Below are 17,433 nucleotides of genomic sequence, written 5' to 3' on the forward strand. Positions count from 1 at the left end.
CGAAGGACAAGGCGCGTTTCCAGTTGCTGCCCTGCGCCCAGCAGCCGAACGGGTTTATCGACCTGGTGATACTGCACATGGAAATGTCACTCAGGCATTCGACCAGCGGGTTTCTGTACCTGGAGTCGAAACAGGAAGTGCAGGTCGTTGATATGCGCGTGGAAGTGATCCACTTCAATCTGCAAGGGTTCCGCGAAGACTATCGCAAGCGGGCTGAAGCGAGCGTGGCGCGCAGTAGCCAGCGAGCGATACGCGACCTTCTGCTCTAGGGGGCCAGGTAGCCTTTGATGCCGGTGAAAATGATCTGCGCCGCCAGGGCGCAGACAAACAGCCCCATCAGCCGGCTGACGATCTGCAAGCCCTGGTCGCCCAGGATCCGCTCGATGCGGTGCGAAAGGTACAGCACCAGGCCGACGGTGAAGCTGGCCAGCACGATACCCACAATAGCCAGCAGCTTGTCATCCCAATGCGGCTGGCTTACGCCCATCACCAGCAAGGCACCGATGGTACCCGGCCCGACAGTGAGCGGTATGGTCAGCGGCACGATGGTGACATCCTGCTGCACGTTATCGGCCTGAACCGCCGATTTGCCCTGGGCCATGCCCAGCGCCGAGATGAACAGCACGCTGCCGGCACCGATGCGGAAGGCGTCGGCAGTGATGCCGAAGATGCCGAAGATCGCCCGCCCGAACAGGTACAGCAGGATGCTGGCGATGACCACCGCAAAGGCCACCTTCCAGGCCAGTTGCTTGCGTTCCTTGCTGGAGTGGCCGCGGGTCAGGCTGATGAAGCACGACAGCACGAAGAACGGGCTGTAGAGCACGAGCATTTTCAGGTAGACGCTGAATAACTCATGGAGCATGAGCGCTGGTCCTTGGCATGATGGATTGGTGTAGGCGCTGACAGTCAGGAACTGTGCGCCGGGTCCACCTCGGTTTCGCGGTGGTTGGCCCAGTACTGGATAAGTTCACGCAACTGCGACAGCTCCACAGGTTTGGCCATGTGCCCGTCCATGCCCGCCAGCCGCGCGCGTTCCTTGTGTTCGGCAAGAATGTGCGCGGTCAGTGCCACCACCGGGGTGCGGTGGCGCTGGTTGTCGGCCTCCCACACACGCAGCTGTTGGGTGGCCGAGAAACCGTCCAGGATCGGCATCTCGCAGTCCATCAACACCAGGTCATAGCGTTGCGCCTTCATCGCCTGCAAGGCCTCTTCGCCATTGCAGGCGGTGTCGGGCTCAAGATTGAGCTTGCCGAGCATGCCGCGGATCACCTTGGTCGAAATACTGTTGTCCTCGGCCACCAGTACGCGGAAATCACCGGGCAAGTCCAGCGCCTGCGGGATACCTGGCAGGCTGGCCGGCACGGCCTGCTCGCGCCCGCGTTGGGCCAGCTCCTCGGCCAGGGTGGTCTTGAGTGTGTAGCCGGCGACCGGTTTGGCAAGTATCCGCTTGACCCCCGCGTTGCGCGCGATGACCTTGCTCGGCGCGTTGCTGATGCCGGTAAGCATCACCACCAGGATATCGTGGTTCAGGCTGGGGTCTTCCTTGATTTTCGCCGCCAGCTGCATGCCGGTCATGCCAGGCATGTTCTGGTCCAGCAGCACGGCGTCGAAGTAGTCGCGCAGGTGGGCCTTGGTACGCAGCAATGCCAGCGCTTCTTTGCCCGACGGCACCGCGCTGACGTTCATGCCCCAGGCGCTGCACTGTTGTACCAGCACCTTGCGGCACGTGTCGTTGTCGTCCACCACCAGCACCCGGGCATCGCGCAGCGGGCTGTCGAGGTCGGCGGGAGGTTGCTCCAGGCGCGAGGGGTCCAGCGGCAAGGTCAGCCACAAGGTATTGCCCATTCCGGTACTGCTCTTGATGCCGAATTCGCCCTGCATCAGGCCGATCAGCTGTTTGGCAATGATCAAACCGAGGTGCCCGCCCAGCTTGTTGCTGGACAGGAAATGGTGGCTGTGCAATTCGGCTTGCAGCAAGGCCTCGCGATCAGCGGCCGGCAGCGGTTCGCCGCTGTCCTGCACGGCGATGCGCAGGCGCGGTACCTCGCCCCGTTGGTCCAGGGCCACCACCAGCAGGATCTCGCCCTGGGTGGTGTTTTTCAGGGCGTTTTCCAGCAGGCTCGACAAGGCCTGGCGCAGCCGCGTCGGGTCGCCGCTGATCACTCGCGGCACTTGTGGCTGGGTGAAGCTGATCAGCTCGATGTTCTGCTGTTCGGCCTTGGCACGGAAGATGTTCAGGCAGTCCTCGATCAGTGCATTAAGATCGAACTGCACGTCATCCAGCTCGATCTGCCGGGACTCCAGCTTGGAAATGTCGAGAATTTCGTTGATCAGGGTTAGCAGCTCGTTGCCGGCGCTGTGAATCGTCTGCACGTAGTCGCGCTGCTTCACCGACAGCGGTGTGCCCAGCAGCAGCTCGGTCATGCCCAGCACCCCGTTCATGGGGGTGCGGATTTCGTGGCTGATCTTGGCCAGGAACTCGGCTTTGGCGTTGATTTCGGCGTCGCTGGCGGCCAGCGCACGGCTGGCGCTGAACCGTTCCTCGCTGATCCTGCGCAGGCGCTCGCTCACCGCCAGGTTCAGCAGCAGGCCGCTGACCACGGTCAGTCCCAGCAGGACGCACAGCAGCCAGGGCGTCGAAGTGCGCGTCAGGCCCAGCAGCGCCGGCAGCAGCACCAGGCCACCGAGGTTGAACACCACCATCGCCAGGCTGAACAGGCGGCCGGGTGGGTAACCTTTGTACCAGTGGTAGCTGCTCACCAGCAGCATACTGACGCTGCCCAGGGCCATCAGGGCGTAGGTCATCAGGTTGAGCGGCAGGGTATCGACGAACAGCAGTACCAGGCCGCTGACCCCGACAACCAGCATTTCGCCCTGCAGCAGCCGGTTCAGCCGTGGTGATTTGCACGGCGAAAAGAAATGCTGGGTGAAATACAGCCCCGCCAGACCGGCCAGTACCAGCGTCAGGTAGGCGGCAGGTGTTTGCGCGCTGTGCCACACGTGCCACCACGGGCCGCTGAGGTTCAGCAGGATCAGACCACTGAGCAGCATCAGGCCGTGGTACAGCGCCAGGATCAGGGTGGTGCTGGAGCGGCTGTAAAGGAAGCGGATCAGGTTGTGCATGATCAGCATGATCAACCCGCCGAACAGCATGCCGAACAACAGTGGCTGGTGCTGGTCCGACGCAGCTTCGGCTGCGGGTTCCAGGCTGATGGCCGGGCGCAGCTGGTGCTCGGAGACCAGGCGCAGGTAGATGTCCAGCGGTTGTTTGCTGTTGGGCAGGGGCAATACATGGTCGCTGCCGCGCAGGGTCGGGCTGGCATTGCCGGGCTGGCGCCCGTGGTGCAGCTGACGCAGAAGCTGGTCGCCCTCTAGGGCGTAGAGGTCCAGGCCGGAAAGGTCGGGGGCAAATACCCGCAGCAGTTGTTCCTGGTCGCCGGGCGCCAGGCGATAGTGCAGCCACAGTGCCTGTTCCGCAGGCGCGGCATCCAGGTCGGCAAGCAGCAGCGGGCTGAACTGGTTGCGGTAGCGCTCGGAACGCACGTCGCTAAGTTGCAGGTTGGCCTGTTCGTCGAGCAGAACGGTCCAGCCTCCGTCATGATCGGCCGCAGCCGGGAACATGCAGAGCAGGGTCAGCAAGCTGACGATCAGAGCTGAGGCAATCCGAAGCCGACGCACTACGAAATCCCTTCTTAGCCGATGTACCGGGTACTCACTATGCGCGGCGCGCCGAGCCGAAGGCAAGGCCCATGCCGGGCCCTGTCGACGAGCCGGATGCCGTAGGCTGAAAGCGCTACGGCGTTCCGCCAGTGTTTACTGCTGGTGTTCACCGCGCTCGCGGGCGATGGCCCGATAGCCGATGTCGGTGCGGTAGAAGCTGCCGTTCCAGCTTACTTCCCTGGCCAGGCGGTACGCCTGCTGCTGGGCATCGGCAACAGTGCTGCCCATGGCGGTGGCACACAGCACGCGCCCGCCGTTGCTGGTCACTTGGCCATCCTTGAGCGAAGTACCGGCATGGAACACCTTGCCTTCGATCTTCGCCGCAGCGTCAAGGCCGTGGATCACGTCGCCCTTGGCGTAGTCGCCCGGGTAACCGCCAGCTGCCAGTACCACGCCCAGGCTCGGGCGCGGGTCCCATTGTGCTTCGACCTTGTCCAGCGCCTTGGCGAAGGCTGCTTCGATCAGCAGCACCAGGCTCGACTCCAGGCGCAGCATGACTGGCTGGGTTTCCGGGTCGCCGAAACGGCAGTTGAACTCGATGACCTTGGGGTTGCCTGCCTTGTCGATCATCAGGCCGGCGTAGAGGAAGCCGGTGTAGACGTTGCCTTCCTCGGCCATGCCGCGCACGGTCGGCCAGATGACCTGGTCCATCACCCGCTGGTGCACATCGGCGGTGACCACCGGGGCAGGGGAGTAGGCACCCATGCCGCCGGTGTTCGGGCCGGTGTCCTGGTCGCCGACGCGCTTGTGGTCCTGGCTGGTGGCCATGGGCAGCACGTTATGGCCGTCGACCATGACGATGAAGCTGGCTTCTTCGCCGTCGAGGAACTCTTCGATCACCACGCGCGAGCCTGCCTCACCGAAGGCGTTGCCGGCCAGCATGTCACGCACGGCGGCTTCGGCTTCTTCGAGGGTCATGGCAACGATAACGCCCTTGCCCGCGGCCAGGCCGTCGGCCTTGATCACGATCGGTGCGCCTTTTTCTTGCAGGTAGGCCAGCGCCGGCTCGATTTCGGTGAAATTCTGGTAGTCGGCGGTCGGGATCTTGTGACGCGCCAGGAAGTCCTTGGTGAAGGCCTTGGAGCCTTCCAGCTGGGCCGCGCCCTTGGTTGGGCCGAAGCAGTCCAGGCCGCGGCTGCGGAACAGGTCGACCACGCCGATGACCAGCGGCGCTTCCGGGCCGACGATGGTCAGGTCAACGTTTTTCTCGGCGAAATCGGCCAGTTGCTCCAGAGCGCACACGTCGATGGCAACGTTCTCGCACTTGGCTTCAATGGCGGTGCCAGCGTTGCCAGGGGCAACGAAGACTTTCTCGACGCGTGGGTCCTGGGCGACTTTCCAGGCCAGGGCGTGCTCACGGCCGCCGCTGCCAATGATCAAAACTTTCATGTCAAAACCTCATGTTTGGCGGCAGTACCGGCCCCTGTGGGAGCGGGTTCACCCGAGAATGCGGCGGTGAATCCAGCATCGCATTCGCGGGTGAACCCGCTCCCACAGGGACCTGGGACCGGCCGGCCATCTTGATTAGTGGCGGAAGTGGCGCATGCCGGTGAATACCATAGCGATGCCGGCTTCGTCAGCGGCGGCAATCACCTCGGCATCACGCATCGAGCCACCCGGCTGGATCACGGCGCTGATACCCACTTTCGCCGCATTGTCGATGCCGTCACGGAACGGGAAGAACGCATCCGACGCCATGACCGCGCCCTGCACCTGCAGGCCAGCATGCTCGGCCTTGATTGCAGCAATGCGTGCGGAGTTGACGCGGCTCATCTGGCCGGCGCCGACGCCGATGGTCTGGCGCTGCTTGGCGTAGACGATGGCGTTGGACTTGACGAACTTGGCCACCTTCCAGGCGAATACCAGGTCGTGGATCTCTTGCTCGGTCGGTGCACGCTTGGTAACGATTTTGAGGTCATCGGCGGTGATCATGCCGATATCGCGGCTCTGCACCAGCAGGCCACCGTTGACGCGCTTGAAGTCCCAACCGGCAGCGCGCTCGGCAGGCCACTCGCCGCATTCCAGCAGGCGAACGTTCTGCTTGGCAGCCACTACGTCGCGGGCAGCCTGGGAAATTTTCGGGGCGATGATCACTTCGACGAACTGGCGCTCGACAATGGCCTTGGCCGTTTCGCCGTCCAGCTCGCGGTTGAAGGCGATGATGCCGCCGAACGCCGACTCGGTGTCGGTGGCGTAGGCCAGGTCATAGGCCTTGCGGATGCCGCCTTCGTCTTCCGGTACCACGGCCACGCCGCACGGGTTGGCGTGCTTGACGATGACGCAGGCTGGCTTGACGAAGCTCTTCACGCACTCCAGCGCGGCGTCGGTGTCGGCCACGTTGTTGAACGACAGTTCCTTGCCTTGCAGCTGGATGGCGCTGGAAATGCTGGCTTCGCCTTTCTTGGCCTCCACGTAGAACGCCGCGCTCTGGTGCGGGTTCTCGCCGTAGCGCATTTCCTGGGCCTTGACGAACTGGCTGTTGAAGGTGCGCGGGAACTGGCTGCGCGCTTCAGTGCTCAGGGTGTCCTTGGCCTGGTCGATGGTGCCCATGTAGTTGGCGATCATGCCGTCGTAGGCGGCAGTGTGCTCGAACGCCTTGAGCATCAGGTCGAAGCGCTGGGCGTAGGTCAGGCCGCCGGCCTTGAGGCCTTCGACGATGCCGGCGTAGTCGCTGGCGTTGACCACGATGGCCACGTCCTTGTGGTTCTTGGCAGCCGAACGGACCATGGTCGGGCCGCCGATGTCGATGTTCTCGATGGCGGTCGGCAGGTCACAGCCAGGCTTGGAAATGGTGGCTTCGAACGGGTACAGGTTGACCGCAACCAGGTCGATCGGCTTGATACCGTGCTCGGTCATGATGGCGTCGTCGGTGCCGCGACGGCCAAGGATGCCGCCGTGGATCTTCGGGTGCAGGGTCTTGACCCGGCCATCCATCATTTCGGCAAAGCCGGTGTAGTCGGCCACTTCCACCGCGTTGACGCCGTTGTCCTTGAGCAGCTTGTAGGTGCCGCCGGTGGACAGGATCTCGACACCGAGCTGCTGCAGCTCACGGGCGAATTCGAGGATACCGGTCTTGTCGGAGACGCTGATCAGGGCGCGGCGGACTGGCAGGCGGGTAGTCTGGTCGGTCATTTCGGGTTCCAATAACGCGGTGGATTCAGCAAAAAAGGCGCCTCTGTTCAGGGAGCCGCCTTTTCTGGTTGGGATTCTGGCTTACAACAAGTCGTACTGCTTGAGCTTCTTGCGCAGGGTGCCTCGGTTCAGCCCGAGCATCTCGCTGGCCTTGGTCTGGTTGCCCTTCACGTAGTTCATCACACTTTCGAGCAGGGGCGCCTCGACTTCGGAGAGCACCAGGTTGTACACGTCCGTCACGGTCGCGCCTTCCAGGTGGGCGAAGTAGTTGTGCAGCGCCTTCTCGACGCTGTCGCGAAGGGTCTGGCCCTCTTCGCTCGGCGTGTTGAGGTGCTGTTTCAGGTTGGCGTTGTCGCTCACGGGCGTTGTTCCACTCACAAAATTCTCGGTCATCATCGTCATGCGGCCACCCCTTGTCCGTCCTCTGTCTCAAGGCTCTGTCGACGTTCGGCGAAAAACGCGCGAACGTTGGCGCACTGCGCTTGTGTGTCTTCCAAAGCGTTGAACCGGGAGCGAAACTCCTTGCCGCCGGGTCGTGTCGCCAGGTACCAACCAACGTGCTTGCGGGCGATACGAACGCCCATCACATCGCCATAGAAGGCATGCAGCGCGGCCAGGTGCTCCAGCAGGATGCGTTCCACTTCGTCCAGTTGCGGCGCCGGCAGGTGTTCGCCAGTGCGCAGGTAATGCTCGATCTCGCGAAAGATCCATGGCCGCCCTTGGGCGGCCCGGCCAATCAGCAGGCCATCGACCCCGGTGGCGTCCAGCACCGCCCGGGCCTTTTCTGGCGAGGTGATATCGCCGTTGGCAAAAACCGGGATCGACACCGCCTGCTTGATGGCAGCGATGGTGTCGTATTCGGCTTCGCCCGTGTACAGGTCGGCGCGTGTGCGGCCATGCACCGCCAGCGCCTGGATGCCAGCCTGCTCGGCGATTTGCGCCACGTTCAGGCCGTTCTTGTTCGCCCGGTCCCAACCGGTGCGGATCTTCAGGGTCACCGGCACATCCACGGCGCCGACTACGGCGTGGAGGATTTCGCTGACCAAGGCTTCATCTCTCAATAAAGCAGAGCCTGCGGCTTTGTTGCAGACTTTTTTTGCCGGGCAGCCCATGTTGATATCGATGATCTGGGCACCTGCTTCGACGTTGGCCCTTGCCGCCGCTGCCATCATCTGCGCATCACCGCCGGCGATCTGGACCGAGCGTGGCTCGGGATCACCTTCATGGATGCGGCGCAGGCTCGACTTGCGGCTGTTCCACAGGCTCATGTCGCTGGAGACCATCTCCGACACCACCATGCCCGCGCCCAGGCGCTTGCAAAGTGTACGGAAAGGCTGGTCCGTGACCCCGGCCATTGGCGCGAGGATCAGGTTGTTACGTAGTGTGTATGGGCCGATGCGTACCGCCGACATAGGTGATCCCTGTTGTGGGGCCGAATCTTGGAGTTCGAAAAAGGGTTGGCATGATACCCGCTCTCGGTGACCGGATAAAGATGGATTTGGATAAAATCTGAACAGTTGTCGGCTTATGACATTTGGTACGAACGAGCGCCCGGGGCTGAAAAGCAGCCCCTGCAGGCCTGCCTTTATTCCGGGGAGCGGAAGCTCAGGCTGTAGTTGACGGCCTTGGGGCCCGGGTCGAGGATGTCCAGGGCGATATGGATCGGGGTCTGGCTGGGCATTTCGCCGCGCCCGGCCAGTTCACCGGACAAATACTCGCTGGGCTTGAAGCGCCGGCTGGCGATCAACTGCCCATTCAGGTCGGCAAAGCGCAGTTCCAGCAGCGGAAACGGCTGGGCAAACGGCGCGCGGTTGTAGATGATCGCGTCGACGATCAGCGCACCCTTGAAGTCCGGGTGGCTGCGCACGACCAGGTTGCTGCTCTTGATCCGGGCAATGTCGACGCGCGTTGGCACCTGGCAGCCGACCATCGGGCAGATCTGCTGGAAGAGTGGTCGGTACTGGTCCTGGCGGGCCATTTCGTCGAAGTGGAACCACACGTACTGGAACGCGAGCAGGCCCGCCGCCAGCAAGGTCAGCAGGCCCCACAGCAGGCGCTTGCCCCAGTTGGCGGCAGGCTTTTCCCAGCCCAGTTGCAGCGGATCGTCGACCACATCGACCAGCGGCTCCTTGCGCGATGGCCGCTCAGGTTTGCTGGTCAGGCCTGGTTCCAGGCGCTCGCCCGGCAGCGCTTCGACGGGGTCGTCGTCACGCCCGGACAGGTGAAATGCCATCGGCTCATCGTCGCGGGCACTCAGGCCTTTTTCCGGAATCGTTTCATCAATGTCCCGCAGCGGCTCGCCGGGTTCCTCAGGTTCGTCGATTTCGACGCCGCGGCGAACGGGCGGCTCGTCGTCGATGTCCAGGTCCAGGCTGGCACCCAGGGTCGGTTCGGTGCGCTCACCGGCGGCGGGACCCAGGTCCGGCTCCTGCTCAACGTTCGCCGTCTCCAGCAACACGGGCGTGGGTTCTGCGCTGTGCGCCGGCTCGAAGCGGTCATCGGTGGCTGTCCCGAACAAATCGTCGGCATGTTCGTCCGGCTGCAGCTCGTCACGCCGCGCCTGCAAGCCATCGTCCAGGTTGGACGAGCGCGCCGGCGCAGGTTGGCCGCGACGCTCAAGGCGTTCCAGCTCCTTGTCCAGGTCGAGCGCGTCCAGCGCCTGGGCAGTAAGCGCCCAGTCCTCGTCAGGGGTGCTACTGCGCTCGCTGATGGCAGGCTTGGCGGAGATCACCGGCTCGACCACCGGCTCGGCAGGCGCCGCAGCAACAGGTGCCGGTGCAGGCACCAGTGGTGCGCTGGCGCTAGCGGTGCGGGTCTGCTCCAGCAACTGCTTGGCGGCATTGAACACCTGCAGGCAGTGGCCGCAGCGCACCACCCCGCGGGCCACGCTCAACTGGTGGTGGGTGACGCGAAAGCTGGTCTGGCAATGCGGGCACTGGGTGACGAAACTGTCGGTCATGCGGCGATCCGGGAGATGTGCAGAAAGGTATTCTAGGCCTGCTTAACGGCGGCGACCACTGATGCGCACCCAGCCGTCGCGCACGACGATCGGGTCCAGCTCGAAGTCGGCAGCGTAGGCCGCGGCAACTTCCTCACCTTGTTCGGCAAGAATGCCCGACAGCGCCAGCAGGCCACCTGGGCGCACCAGCCCGGACAACTGCGGTGCCAGCGATACCAGCGGGCCGGCGAGGATGTTGGCGACCAGCACATCGGCCTGCATTGCAGGCATGTGCTCGGGCAGGTACAGCGCCAGCTTTTCATCGGCAATGCCGTTGCGCTGGGCATTGTCCCGCGAAGCCTCGATGGCCTGCACGTCGATGTCGGTACCGACTGCTTCCCGCGCGCCCAGCAGCAGCGCTGCGATGGCGAGGATGCCCGAGCCGCAGCCGAAGTCCAGCACCTGGGTGCCTTCGATCTGCTGGCCGTCGAGCCATTCCAGGCACAGCGCAGTAGTAGGGTGGGTGCCGGTGCCGAAAGCCAGGCCCGGGTCGAGCAGCAGGTTTACCGCGTCCTTGTCCGGGGCTTCGTGCCAGCTGGGCACGATCCACAGGCGGCGGCCGAAGCGCATCGGCTGGAAGTTGTCCATCCAGCTGCGTTCCCAGTCCTGGTCCTCGATCACCTCGGCCTGATGCTCGGGCAACTCGGCGCCGGTCAGCAGGCGCAGGTGGGAGAACACCTGCTCGGGCTCGGCATCGGCCTCGAACAGGGCCAGCAGGTGGGTGTGCGACCACAGCGGGGTGGTGTTGAGGTCGGGTTCGAAGATCGGTTGATCTTCGGCATCCATGAACGTGACCGAAACGGCGCCCACTTCAAGCAGGGCGTCTTCGTAGGTTTCGGCTTGTTCCGGGCTGATGGCCAGGCGTACTTGCAGCCAAGGCATGGCGGGCACCTTTGGTAAATCGACAGGGGCAGCCCTAGGCTTTGTACGAAAAGTGCCTGCGCGACGATCATGCTGCGTAGAAAACAGGCTCGGAATGCTCATTTGCAACCAGCAAAGTCGGGCGCGACCCCGGCCGTTCCTCGCCTGTTTTCGCCTTGCTTGATCGCCGCTCGGCGACTTTTCGTACAAACCCTAGGCTGCGCGAAGGCTGGCAGTTTACGCGAGTGCGCAGGGTTTGTGGATTGAATCGGGCTGCCGTGCAGTCCGATCATGCGGGGCTCAGACGAAACACAACGACAGCGATTCGGCTATATAAGCAGGCTTCTCATCACCTTCGATCTCCAGCGTGGCAATTGCCTTGAGCAACCATTGCCCTGGCTTCTTCTCCGCCACCTCGGCCAGTTCCACCTTCAGCCGCACCTGGCTGTCGACCTTGACCGGCTGTATGAAGCGCACGCTGTCGAGCCCATAGTTCACCACCATTTTCAGCCCTTGCGGCAGGACCAGGATGTCTTCGATCAGCTTGGGAATCAGCGACAAGGTCAGGAAACCATGGGCGATCGTGCAGCCAAACGGGGTTTTTGCCGCCTTTTCCGGGTCGACATGGATGAACTGGAAATCGCCCGTCGCTTCGGCGAACAGGTTGATGCGCTGCTGGTCGATCTTCAGCCAGGCCGAGCGGCCCAGTTCCTTACCAACGTATTGCGAAAGCTCTGTAACCGGTACATAGGGCATCGCGGACTCTCCGGGTTGTCAGTTGGTACGAAAGTGCAAGATCAGCACGGCCAAACGTTTCAGTCAAGTTGCCTGCTTTTCAGCGAATATCGATCTATCGCGGCGCGTGCTTATAATGACCGCAATGCCTGAGGGAGATGCTTATGCTGTTGCGTGGTTTGACCTGGCTGGTGCTGTTCCAGTTGTTGGGAACGGCGATCAATCACCTGCTGGTGCCTTTTTTGCCTGGGCCGATCATCGGCCTGGTGCTGCTGTTGTTCTTCCTCATGGCGCGCGGTGAGGTCGGCAAACCGCTGAACGAGGCCGCCAGCAGCCTGTTGCGCTACCTGCCGCTGTTGCTGGTGCCGCCGGCAGTGGGGGTGATGGTATACGCCAAGGACATCGCTGCCGATTTCTGGGCCATTGCCGGGGCGTTGCTGATTTCCTGCCTGGCCACCCTGGTGTTCGTCGGCGTGTTGATGCAAAAGCTCATCCACCGCCAGGGCAAGCGCGAGGAGCAGCCATGATGCTGGACTGGCAAGGCACGCTCGACGCGGTCGTTCATCATCCTTTATTCGGTATCGGGATCACGCTGGGGGCCTATCAGGTCGTGCTGGCGGCCTATGAGAAAACCCGCTGGATATTCCTCCAGCCGGTACTGGTGTCGATGTTGCTGGTGATTGGCGTGCTGCTGCTGTGCGGCATCGACTATCGCGAATACCGCAAAAGCACCGAAATCATGAATATCCTGCTGGGGCCCGCCACCGTCGCCCTGGCCGTGCCGCTGTATCTCAACCTGCGGCGTATCCGGCAGCTGTTCTGGCCCACATTTACTACGCTGGTAATCGGAGGCCTGTTCGCCACGCTGTGCTGCCTGTTGCTGGGCTGGTGGTTCGGGGCGGAACACATGATCCTGATGACCATGGCGCCGAAGTCGGTGACCTCGCCGATTGCCATGCTGGTAGCCGAGCAGATTGGTGGCGTGGCAGCCCTGGCGGCGGTGTTCGTACTGATTACCGGGGTGATTGGGGCCATCTTCGGCCCAGCGCTGCTGACACGCTTCGGTGTGCACAGCCCCGAGGCGCGCGGTATGTCGCTGGGCGTGACCGCGCATGCGGTGGGCACTTCGGTGGCCCTGCAGGAAAGTGACGAGTGCGGCGCCTTTGCCGCGTTGGCGATGAGCCTGATGGGGGTGGCCACGGCGGTGTTCCTGCCGCTTGCGGTCAGCCTGGTGGCTTGAGGACTTGAAATGACGCTACCGCTATTTCCGCTCAATACCGTGCTTTTTCCTGGCTGCTTTCTGGATTTGCAGATTTTCGAGGCGCGCTATCTGGACATGATCGGGCGCTGCATGAAGCAGGGCGAAGGTTTTGGAGTGGTGTGCATCCTCGAAGGCGACCAGGTCGGCAAGGCGCCGCCGGTGGTCGCTTCGGTTGGCTGTGAGGCGGTGATCCGCGATTTCGTGCAGCAGGACAACGGCTTGCTGGGCATTCGGGTCGAAGGCGTGCGGCGCTTCAGCCTGCAGAGCACCGAGGTGCAGAAGGACCAGTTGCTGGTGGGGCAGGTGCAGTGGCTGCCAGAGGATCCGGACAGCCCGCTGCAAGAAGCGGACGACGACCTGCTGGCCTTGCTGGTGGCCCTGGGCGAACACCCGATGGTCGAAGCGCTGGACATGCCGCGCCCGGTGGACGGGCGCCAGGCGCTGGCCAACCAGCTGGCGTATCTGCTGCCGTTCATGGAAGAGGACAAGCTGGACTTGTTGACCCTCGACTCGCCGCAGCAGCGGCTGGGGGAGATCCAGAAGCTGCTGGAGCGGATTCAGGGTGAGCTGTTCGCCTGATGATTCTGGGTTACCTGCACCGGCCTCAATACTGATAGCGCAGCAAAGCCTGCGGCAACGCATGCATGGCAAAGAATGCGAGCAACGCAACGCAGGCCGGCAGCACCAGCCACCACACCCGTTGCGGCAACGCCGGCAGGGGCTGGCGATGCTGCACCAGGGTCAGGCTGAGTGCACATACGCAGCACGCCAGCAGGGCGCCGGCCATGATGTCGGTGGGCCAGTGCGCACCCAGGTACACCCGCGACAGGGCAATCGCCAGTGCCGGAATACAGCCCAGCATTACCCAGGTCAGGCGTAGCCGTGGCGGCTGGCCGCGCCCGGCGAGCACCGCCATTACCAGAAAGAACGCAAACGACGCCGAGCTGTGCCCGCTGGGCATGCTGTAGCTGGTCAGCGGATCGCTCAGCACCTCTGGCCGGGCGCGGGCGAACAGCCATTTCAGCGAGCCGTTGGCAATCGCGGTGCCCATCAATGCACCGCCGGCGAAGAACGCATGCCGCCATTGCCGCGCAAGCAGCAGCAGGCCGGTGAGCAGGCCGCCCAGGAAGAACTGGGTGCGGAAGTCACCCAGCCGGGTCACCAGCACCACGGTGCCGTCAATGGCCTGGCTGCGATGCTCCTGCACCAGCGTCATCACACCTTGGTCGAATTCGTGCAGGTACGGCCAGCCGAGGAAAATCCCGGCCAGGGCGAGGAAACTCAGGCCGGCCACCAGTCGCGTGCCGTGACGTTGATCGCGAATGCTGCTGTTCAGGCTCAGGCCGATGATGACCGCCAGGGTGCCGGCGATGATCCCGGCATCCAGCCAGAAGCCTTCAGGCAGAGGCAGGCGCATGGCCGCGCCAGTGGCCCAGCCCGGTAGCAGGTAGGCTACCGACCAGCCAGCGCCGGCCACCAGGCTGACGGCGATGAAGCGTGGCAGGGGCATGTCGAACATGCCCGCGACCATCGGCAGCATCGGCCGCAGCGGCCCGATGAAGCGTCCCACCAGCAGGCTGGCGATACCATAGCGCTGGAAGTAGGTTTCGGCGCTACCGATCCATTCGGGGTGGTGGCGCAGCAGCGGCAGGCGGCGAATGTTCTGGTGGAAGTACTTGCCCACCGTGTACGACAGGGCATCGCCCAGCAAGCCGCCGAGAAACCCCAGCAGCAGCGTTTCACCGAGGGTGAAGGCACCGCTCCCGGCCAGCACGGCTACCGCAAACAGCAGGACAGTGCCGGGCACGACGATGCCGGCGATGGCCAGGCATTCGATGCAGGCCACCAGGAAAATTGCCACGCCAAGCCACTGTGGGTTGGCGCTTAGCCAGCCGGTAAGGCTGTCGAGCCATTGGCCCATGGTTCAGCTTCCTTGTTCGAGAGTGATGAAGTCTTGCCCTTCGACTTGGCCCCGGCGCAGTGGGTTCCGGGTGCAGAAGCGGGCGTATTCGGCGTCGACGAAGCGGTACGGCAGGTGCTCGTCGCGGCCATGCGGGATGCCCAGGCGCGCGGCCTGGATTACCCGCGGTACGGCAAGGCCGCAGTCGTCCACATACAGGCGTTCGGGGTCGAAGCGCTGAGCATCCCAGGCCGGTACTTTAAGGCCCAGGGCTCGGCACAGCAGGGTCTGGCCGGCGCACAGGCGCTCCGCCGGGCGTATTTTGCCGCCTGCGTCGGGGTTGTTCAGTTGCATTTGCGCCAGGCTGTTCGGCCCGGACAGGGCGTCCTGCCAAGGATAGGCGGACTTGATCAGCACTGCGTTGCCCGGCCCGTGGGCGCTGAAGTTCAGTGAGTCGCCGCCGCGGGCGTAGTACATGTAGATGTGGCCACCGTCGAGGAACAGTGCCTTGCGCTTTTCGGTATAGCCGAGCGAGGCATGGCTGCCTTTGTCGGTAAGGTAGTAGGCCTCGGTCTCGATGATTCGCGCGGCCAGCCACAGGTTGCCATGGCGATGACGGATGACCTTGCCCAGCAGGGCCTTGGCCAGCGTTTGGGCGTCACGGTCGAAAAAGCTGTCGGGCAGGGCTGGCATGCTGGCATTTCGCGGCTGGGAAGGCGGGGATGATAGCAATGAATGGCTTAATCCAGGCTGAACCGGTGAGGGAGGTGATTGGTATCTGCATGTTTCGTTGTCGCAGTGGCCCAGGCGCAGGAAGGCTATGGCCGAACAGCCATTTTCTACCATCCGCCACCCACCGCTGGGCGTACACCTGCGCGGCAGTTATAATCAGCCGATTTCCCCTTCGCCAAGACACCGAACCCATGACTGAGTCCGTTCTTGACTATATGACCCGCCTGGGTCGCGCTGCCCGTGAAGCTTCCCGGGTGATCGGCCGTGCCAGCACCGCGCAGAAGAACCGCGCCCTGCAGGCCGCCGGCGATGCGCTTGATGCCGCGCGTGCCGAGCTTGCTGCCGCCAACGAGCTGGACCTGGCTGCCGGCCGCGCCAATGGCCTCGAGCCGGCGTTGCTCGACCGCCTGGCGCTGACCCCTGCGCGCATCGACGGCATGATCACCGGCCTGCGCCAGGTGGCCAGCTTGCCGGACCCGGTCGGCGCCATCCGCGACATGAGCTACCGCCCATCGGGTATTCAGGTCGGCAAGATGCGCGCGCCGCTGGGGGTGATCGGGATCATCTACGAGTCGCGCCCGAACGTGACCATCGATGCCGCCAGCTTGTGCCTGAAGTCGGGCAACGCGACCATCCTGCGTGGTGGCTCCGAAGCCATCCACTCCAACCGCGCCATCGCCACCTGCATCCAGCGTGGCCTGGCGGCTGCCGGCTTGCCGGCGGCGGTGGTGCAGGTAGTGGAGACCACCGACCGCGAAGCCGTGGGCGCGCTGATCAGCATGCCCGAGTTCGTCGATGTCATCGTGCCGCGTGGCGGCCGTGGCCTGATCGAGCGCATCAGTCGTGATGCCCGCGTGCCGGTGATCAAGCACCTCGATGGCATCTGCCACATCTATGTCAGCCCGCATGCCGACCTGGAAAAGGCCTGGAACGTGGCGTTCAACGCCAAGACCTACCGGTACGGCATCTGTGGCGCGATGGAAACCCTGCTGGTAGACCAGCAGGTGGCCGAACGCTTCCTGCCCGAAATGGCCCGTCGCTTCCTGGAGAAGGGCGTGGAGTTGCGCGGCTGCGAGCGCACCCGGGCGATCATCGACGCCAAGCCGGCGACCGAGGACGACTGGCACACGGAGTACCTGGACGCGATCCTGTCGGTGCGTGTGGTCGACGGCCTGGATCAGGCCATCGAGCACATCAACCATTACGGTTCGCACCACACAGATTCGATCATCAGCGAGCACCAGGGTGAGGCGCGCCAGTTCATGGCCGAGGTCGATTCTGCCTCGGTCATGCTCAACACCCCGACCTGCTTCGCCGATGGCTTCGAGTATGGCCTGGGCGCAGAAATCGGTATTTCCACCGACAAGCTGCACGCCCGCGGCCCGGTCGGCCTCGAAGGCCTGACCTGCGAAAAGTACGTGGTGATCGGCGACGGCCAGCTGCGCGGCCAGGGGTCCTGCTGAGTTGAGCAAGGCCCAGGCAGTCCGGCGCATCGGCATTCTAGGCGGCACCTTCGACCCTGTGCACATCGGCCACCTGCGCAGCGCGCTGGAAGTGGCCGAGTTCATGGGGCTCGACGAGTTGCGCCTGCTGCCCAACGCCCGGCCGCCACATCGCGACACCCCGCAGGTGGCTGCCGAGGATCGCCTGGCCATGGTTCGCGAAGCGGTGCAGGGCGTTGCTTGCCTGAGCGTCGACGCCCGTGAGCTGCAGCGCGACAAGCCTTCGTACACCATCGATACGCTGGAATCGATCCGCGCCGAACTGGGCGCCAGCGACCAGCTGTTCCTGGTGCTGGGCTGGGATGCCTTTTGTGGCTTGCCAGGCTGGCATCGCTGGGAAGAATTACTGCAACACTGTCACATCCTGGTGCTGCAACGCCCGGATGCCGACGTAGAACCCCCTGACGAGCTGCGCAACCTGCTGGCTGCGCGTTCGGAGAGCGATCCCGCCGCCATGTCCGGCCCGGCGGGAAATATTTCGTTCGTCTGGCAGACGCCGCTTGCGGTGTCGGCTACACAGATCCGACAGCTGCTGGCCAGCGGCAAGTCGGTGAGGTTCCTGGTGCCGGACGCCGTACTGGCCTACATCGAG

Annotated in this window: 17 protein-coding genes; 6 read left to right on the forward strand and 11 right to left on the reverse strand. The window is 63.7% G+C overall.

Translation table 11 applies throughout. The features are described from left to right. Positions 1–269 (forward strand): hypothetical protein (locus HP547_RS16000; RefSeq protein ID WP_172286799.1); only part of this gene is annotated, 269 nt, incomplete at its 5' end. Here the strand turns inward: HP547_RS16000 and HP547_RS16005 are convergent. The 9 genes from HP547_RS16005 to HP547_RS16045 all read right to left on the reverse strand — a co-directional run bounded on the left by HP547_RS16005 (position 266) and on the right by HP547_RS16045 (position 11,467). After that, positions 266–862 (reverse strand): MarC family protein, encoded by a 597-nt coding sequence (locus tag HP547_RS16005; RefSeq protein ID WP_172228446.1) that lies wholly within the window; start codon positions 860–862, stop codon positions 266–268. The genes HP547_RS16000 and HP547_RS16005 overlap by 4 nt on opposite strands. Positions 863–906: 44 nt before the next feature. Continuing rightward, positions 907–3,678, reverse strand: coding sequence for a response regulator (locus tag HP547_RS16010; protein ID WP_172286800.1), 2,772 nt, complete (start codon positions 3,676–3,678; stop codon positions 907–909). Between the two features lie 135 nt (positions 3,679–3,813). After that, positions 3,814–5,109 carry a phosphoribosylamine--glycine ligase gene (purD, locus tag HP547_RS16015; protein WP_172286801.1) on the reverse strand — a complete coding sequence of 432 codons (1,296 nt, stop codon included), beginning with the start codon at positions 5,107–5,109 and terminating at the stop codon, positions 3,814–3,816. Positions 5,110–5,244: 135 nt separating this feature from the next. Then, the gene (gene purH / locus HP547_RS16020) at positions 5,245–6,852 is read right to left on the reverse strand and encodes a bifunctional phosphoribosylaminoimidazolecarboxamide formyltransferase/IMP cyclohydrolase (protein WP_172227633.1); all 1,608 of its coding nucleotides are present in this window, start codon (positions 6,850–6,852) and stop codon (positions 5,245–5,247) included. Between the two features lie 81 nt (positions 6,853–6,933). Then, the gene (fis, locus tag HP547_RS16025; RefSeq protein WP_003249693.1) at positions 6,934–7,254 is read right to left on the reverse strand and encodes a DNA-binding transcriptional regulator Fis; all 321 of its coding nucleotides are present in this window, start codon (positions 7,252–7,254) and stop codon (positions 6,934–6,936) included. Further along, entirely contained in the window at positions 7,251–8,264 is a 1,014-nt protein-coding gene (gene dusB / locus HP547_RS16030) for a tRNA dihydrouridine synthase DusB (RefSeq protein ID WP_172227631.1), read from the reverse strand. Before dusB ends, fis begins: the two co-directional genes overlap by 4 nt. A gap of 173 nt (positions 8,265–8,437) precedes the next feature. Then, positions 8,438–9,811, reverse strand: coding sequence for a DUF3426 domain-containing protein (locus tag HP547_RS16035; protein WP_172286802.1), 1,374 nt, complete (start codon positions 9,809–9,811; stop codon positions 8,438–8,440). Positions 9,812–9,853: 42 nt separating this feature from the next. After that, positions 9,854–10,732: a 50S ribosomal protein L11 methyltransferase gene (gene prmA, locus HP547_RS16040; RefSeq protein ID WP_172227627.1), complete on the reverse strand. Its 879-nt coding sequence runs from the start codon at positions 10,730–10,732 to the stop codon at positions 9,854–9,856. 279 nt (positions 10,733–11,011) lie between these two features. Continuing rightward, positions 11,012–11,467: a MaoC family dehydratase gene (locus HP547_RS16045; protein ID WP_172227625.1), complete on the reverse strand. Its 456-nt coding sequence runs from the start codon at positions 11,465–11,467 to the stop codon at positions 11,012–11,014. A 143-nt stretch (positions 11,468–11,610) separates the two neighbouring features. On the opposite strand from HP547_RS16045, the gene HP547_RS16050 reads away from it, so the two are divergent. The 3 genes from HP547_RS16050 to HP547_RS16060 are packed head-to-tail and all read left to right on the forward strand — an operon-like array spanning position 11,611 to position 13,286. Next, positions 11,611–11,973 carry a CidA/LrgA family protein gene (locus HP547_RS16050; RefSeq protein ID WP_172227623.1) on the forward strand — a complete coding sequence of 121 codons (363 nt, stop codon included), beginning with the start codon at positions 11,611–11,613 and terminating at the stop codon, positions 11,971–11,973. Next, complete coding sequence (locus tag HP547_RS16055) at positions 11,970–12,686, forward strand: LrgB family protein (protein ID WP_172227621.1); 717 nt, start codon at positions 11,970–11,972, stop codon at positions 12,684–12,686. Before HP547_RS16050 ends, HP547_RS16055 begins: the two co-directional genes overlap by 4 nt. Positions 12,687–12,695: 9 nt before the next feature. Further along, positions 12,696–13,286, forward strand: a complete 591-nt coding sequence (locus HP547_RS16060) for an LON peptidase substrate-binding domain-containing protein (RefSeq protein WP_172286803.1) — start codon at positions 12,696–12,698, stop codon at positions 13,284–13,286. Between the two features lie 25 nt (positions 13,287–13,311). Here HP547_RS16060 and HP547_RS16065 read toward each other — a convergent pair whose 3' ends face one another. Together HP547_RS16065 and HP547_RS16070 are read right to left on the reverse strand one after the other, a co-directional pair. Beyond that, positions 13,312–14,628, reverse strand: a complete 1,317-nt coding sequence (locus HP547_RS16065; RefSeq protein ID WP_172227617.1) for a bifunctional DedA family/phosphatase PAP2 family protein — start codon at positions 14,626–14,628, stop codon at positions 13,312–13,314. A 3-nt stretch (positions 14,629–14,631) separates the two neighbouring features. Continuing rightward, positions 14,632–15,300: a DNA-3-methyladenine glycosylase gene (locus tag HP547_RS16070; RefSeq protein WP_172286804.1), complete on the reverse strand. Its 669-nt coding sequence runs from the start codon at positions 15,298–15,300 to the stop codon at positions 14,632–14,634. Between the two features lie 230 nt (positions 15,301–15,530). On the opposite strand from HP547_RS16070, the gene HP547_RS16075 reads away from it, so the two are divergent. Together HP547_RS16075 and nadD are read left to right on the forward strand one after the other, a co-directional pair. Continuing rightward, positions 15,531–16,802 carry a glutamate-5-semialdehyde dehydrogenase gene (locus tag HP547_RS16075; RefSeq protein ID WP_172286805.1) on the forward strand — a complete coding sequence of 424 codons (1,272 nt, stop codon included), beginning with the start codon at positions 15,531–15,533 and terminating at the stop codon, positions 16,800–16,802. Between the two features lies 1 nt (position 16,803). Beyond that, on the forward strand, positions 16,804–17,433 hold a 630-nt coding region (gene nadD, locus HP547_RS16080; protein WP_172286806.1), incomplete at its 3' end, for a nicotinate-nucleotide adenylyltransferase.

The sequence above is a fragment of the Pseudomonas sp. CM27 genome (genome assembly GCF_013179515.1).
Lineage (GTDB): Bacteria > Pseudomonadota > Gammaproteobacteria > Pseudomonadales > Pseudomonadaceae > Aquipseudomonas.

Coding starts and splice junctions, on each gene's coding strand:
- HP547_RS16005 (WP_172228446.1), bottom strand. CDS start 862: ATGCTCCATGAGTTATTCAGCGTCTACCTGAAAATGCTCGTGCTCTAC.
- purD (WP_172286801.1), bottom strand. CDS start 5,109: ATGAAAGTTTTGATCATTGGCAGCGGCGGCCGTGAGCACGCCCTGGCC.
- purH (WP_172227633.1), bottom strand. CDS start 6,852: ATGACCGACCAGACTACCCGCCTGCCAGTCCGCCGCGCCCTGATCAGC.
- fis (WP_003249693.1), bottom strand. CDS start 7,254: ATGACGATGATGACCGAGAATTTTGTGAGTGGAACAACGCCCGTGAGC.
- dusB (WP_172227631.1), bottom strand. CDS start 8,264: ATGTCGGCGGTACGCATCGGCCCATACACACTACGTAACAACCTGATC.
- HP547_RS16035 (WP_172286802.1), bottom strand. CDS start 9,811: ATGACCGACAGTTTCGTCACCCAGTGCCCGCATTGCCAGACCAGCTTT.
- prmA (WP_172227627.1), bottom strand. CDS start 10,732: ATGCCTTGGCTGCAAGTACGCCTGGCCATCAGCCCGGAACAAGCCGAA.
- HP547_RS16045 (WP_172227625.1), bottom strand. CDS start 11,467: ATGCCCTATGTACCGGTTACAGAGCTTTCGCAATACGTTGGTAAGGAA.
- HP547_RS16050 (WP_172227623.1), top strand. CDS start 11,611: ATGCTGTTGCGTGGTTTGACCTGGCTGGTGCTGTTCCAGTTGTTGGGA.
- HP547_RS16055 (WP_172227621.1), top strand. CDS start 11,970: ATGATGCTGGACTGGCAAGGCACGCTCGACGCGGTCGTTCATCATCCT.
- HP547_RS16060 (WP_172286803.1), top strand. CDS start 12,696: ATGACGCTACCGCTATTTCCGCTCAATACCGTGCTTTTTCCTGGCTGC.
- HP547_RS16065 (WP_172227617.1), bottom strand. CDS start 14,628: ATGGGCCAATGGCTCGACAGCCTTACCGGCTGGCTAAGCGCCAACCCA.
- HP547_RS16070 (WP_172286804.1), bottom strand. CDS start 15,300: ATGCCAGCCCTGCCCGACAGCTTTTTCGACCGTGACGCCCAAACGCTG.
- HP547_RS16075 (WP_172286805.1), top strand. CDS start 15,531: ATGACTGAGTCCGTTCTTGACTATATGACCCGCCTGGGTCGCGCTGCC.